Here is a 3,013-nt window from a genome sequence, read left to right as displayed (position 1 = left end):
GTCACCGGGTCGGAGCGGCCTGGGACACCGTCCCGTGGGGTGCGCGGCAGGATGCCGTGCGGGTCGGCCGGATCGGGGATGCGGCGGAAGAGGAGAACGGTGTCCACGTCCCCGTAAGCCTCTACGAAGATCGAATTTGTCGGAATCGTACCGAGCGCGGCGACCAGGTCGGCCACATCGGCACCGGGCTTCACCGTCACTTCATGATCGCCGTGGTGGTTCTGCTGGGCGCAGGCCAGCGCTTCGTCCCCGTAGGGGGTGCGCCACGGGTTGCTGGCAGGCGGGAAGATATCCATGGGTCTCGTTCCCTTGGTTGTGTAGGGGGCGGGATCAAGGCCCCGCCCGGCGCTGGAATCGCCGTGGCGGGGCCGCTGGGCCGGGAATCCGGCCGGTTCACCTGCCGCTGGCAGGCGGAAGAATGATGTTGACTGTGTTGGGTCAGTCGTCGACCGGCGGCATGTCCGCCGCGCGGATCTTCTCGGGCATGGTGTGCTCCCCTACATTCCCGAAGCCGATTGTCGAACTGTCGGCCGGGAAGGTGTGGGAGACAGCCGATGTCGAGAAGTGGATTGTTGAGCGACGAGCCAGCAGACGCCGAGCATCGGATGTCGGCCACACCGGGTCGCGGTGAGTTGCGATCACGATTACTCCTCAATAGGCGGGTCAGGCCGCACGCGGCATGGCCGGGCCGGTTGCTGAAACGTGCTCCGGGGGCTGGCGGCGCGTGCGGGGTCCATCTGGACGCGCCACCGTTGCCGGTCGGCGATAGCCCACAGGATCAGGTGCTCTCGGCGGGGGGTCGCCGGGGCGCCGGGCACAGGAGCTGTCAGACGATCCGGTTGCCGCGCCGACCGGGGCGACGGCGTAGGGGTGGCCGAGCGCGGCGAGCTGCTGTCGGACCCAGACTAGACGATCTTGGCGGTGGTCTGCGAGAGTCTTGCCCGACCAGCGCCGCGAAACCAGCACACGGCGACCGCCAAAGCCGAGGGTCTCCCGTTTGTGCGCCTTGCCTGTGCACTGCCCTGGAACGAGCCCCGGACGGGCGTTCTTCGGCTCCACTCCGTACAATAGCCAATTCGTGCACGAGCCAATTCGTGCGCCTCGGCGAGCCGGTCGATGTGCGGCCCGCTGTGCGGGCGGCCTGTTTGACCGCTGTGGCGCTTTTGAAGACCAGCCCGTACAACGCCTGTTCGTCGTGCACATGCATCGCCTCCGTCGATCGGGGAAGAGAGAAGGGCGGGTTCCGGGCGGGCCGTGTGTGGCCCGGGAAGGCGCCCGCCCGCAACCCGCCCGTCCAGTGCACGTCAGCCGTCGGCGGTTCCCCAGGACAGCCAGCCATGCATGTATCCGGACATGGTGGGCGTGCCTCCGGCCATGGACGTCCAGAACATTCATCCGGACATTCCACCGGGCACGCCTATCCTCGATTTGTCGCAGAATGGCTGCGCTTAGTATCTGCCTGGCGTGGGTGCAGCTCGCGGGGTGAAGGAGCGAGGCGATGTCCGAGACGGCGCATCCCGGCTGGGACCCGACCAGGCTGCGACAGGCACGGGAAGCCGCCGGACTGACCCAGGAGGACGCCGCCGCGGAGCTGACGGCGCTCTCGGAAAAGCAGGGTTTCAGCCCCACCCTGCGAGCGACCGCGGAGATGATCCGTCGGCATGAGCGTGGGCACGTCTACCCGGGCCGGCGGTATCGGCGGGCCTACATGCTGCGGTACGGCGCTTCGGCGGAACTCCTCGGTTTCCGCGGAGCCCTGCCCGTGCCGAAAGACGGCGACGGAGTGCCTGCGGGGAGCATGGCGTCCGAGCGGAACCCCGGTGACGATGGACAGGCGATGCCCGCGGACACCGGCCTGGAACAGCTATGGACCGACGGCGGGCTTGCAGCGGGATGGGAGGAGGTGACCACACCGGTGGAACGCCGCCGTTTCCTGACCCTGTCCGGTGCGGCGCTGGCGTTTCCCGTCCACGAATGGCTTGTCGCTGACCGTACCTCGGATCTTCACCGGATCGACGCCGCGCTCGCGGGCCACCGGGTCGACAGCGTGCTCGTGGCCGATCTGACGACCCGGGTGGATGCGCTGCGGCGGATGGACGACACCCTCGGCGGGGGAGCAATTCACGATCTTGCCGTGTCTGAGTTACGGCTTGTCGTCGCGCTCATCCGGCACGGTCGGCACGGATCCGTGGAACGGGCCGGTCTGCACGCGGTCGCGGCCGAGCTGGCCCGGTTGGTGGGGTGGACGCACCTCGACACCGGCAACCACGGGGCCGCGCAGCGGTACTGGCTCGTGGCTGTGCGGGCCGCCCACGAGGCGGGGCAGCCAGCGATCGCGGCGAACGTGCTGCGCTGCATGGCCGGTCAGGAACGTGCCCTGGGGGATCCGTACAGCGGGATCCGGCTGCTGCGGTCGGCGCCCACCGGCGCCCGGGAGGCAATGAGCGCGACCGAGCGGGCGGTCCTGGCCGCGATGCTCGCTCGTTCCTACGGCGATCTCGGGGACCGGCAGGCGGTGCAGACCGCGAACGACCAGGCGTACGCGCTCATCGAGGAGGCACGGCCGGAGCAGGATCCGCCGTGGGCCTACTGGATCCAGCCGCACGCGATCGCGTTCTCCGCGGGTGACGCGTTGGTATCCACGGGGCAGGCGGCCGAAGCCGTTCCCCATCTGTGGCGAGCCGTAGGGGAGGTTGAGGGCTTTCCCCGGGATCGGATCCTCTACCTGACCCGTCTGGGGACGGCGCACGTCGATACCGGTGAGATCGATCAGGCCATTGAGCACGGGCATGAGGCCATCGCATGTGCGGCCCTGCTCGACTCCGGTAGCGCCCGCGCCAACATCCGCAGCCTGTGTCAGCAGATCCAGGCCACCGGTCATCCTGCCGCCGCCGATCTCACTGACCACGCCTGGAGCGTGCTGGCCACAGCACTGGTGTAGCCGTCCCGGGAAAGGCCGGGCAGGAGCCCGCAGCGTCCAAGCCTTGGTAACTGCCGAATTATTCTTTTTAGG

The 3,013-nt window shown here is 68.7% G+C and carries 4 protein-coding genes; 1 reads left to right on the top strand and 3 read right to left on the bottom strand.

The genetic code is table 11. The features are described 5' to 3' along the window. The 3 genes from MJ785_RS15500 to MJ785_RS15490 form a co-directional block, all read right to left on the bottom strand. A partial coding sequence (locus tag MJ785_RS15500; RefSeq protein WP_239381477.1) for a hypothetical protein occupies positions 1 to 296 on the bottom strand: 296 nt, incomplete at its 3' end. Positions 297 to 438: 142 nt separating this feature from the next. Next, complete coding sequence (locus MJ785_RS15495; protein WP_239381475.1) at positions 439 to 642, bottom strand: hypothetical protein; 204 nt, start codon at positions 640 to 642, stop codon at positions 439 to 441. A 21-nt stretch (positions 643 to 663) separates the two neighbouring features. Then, complete coding sequence (locus MJ785_RS15490) at positions 664 to 1,203, bottom strand: replication initiator (protein ID WP_370652957.1); 540 nt, start codon at positions 1,201 to 1,203, stop codon at positions 664 to 666. Positions 1,204 to 1,498: 295 nt separating this feature from the next. Here MJ785_RS15490 and MJ785_RS15485 point away from each other — a divergent pair, with 295 nt between their 5' ends. After that, positions 1,499 to 2,941, top strand: a complete 1,443-nt coding sequence (locus tag MJ785_RS15485; RefSeq protein WP_239381473.1) for a helix-turn-helix transcriptional regulator — start codon at positions 1,499 to 1,501, stop codon at positions 2,939 to 2,941. The last annotated feature ends 72 nt before the right edge of the window (positions 2,942 to 3,013 follow it).

This window comes from Protofrankia sp. CiT1, from assembly GCF_917627335.1.
Classification (GTDB): Bacteria; Actinomycetota; Actinomycetes; order Frankiales; family Frankiaceae; genus Protofrankia.
This window is presented reverse-complemented; position numbering and strand designations above follow the sequence as displayed.

What these genes read in the sequence shown, in the direction of transcription:
- MJ785_RS15490 (WP_370652957.1), bottom strand. Translation starts at nt 1,203, where the DNA reads ATGTGCACGACGAACAGGCGTTGTACGGGCTGGTCTTCAAAAGCGCCA.
- MJ785_RS15485 (WP_239381473.1), top strand. Translation starts at nt 1,499, where the DNA reads ATGTCCGAGACGGCGCATCCCGGCTGGGACCCGACCAGGCTGCGACAG.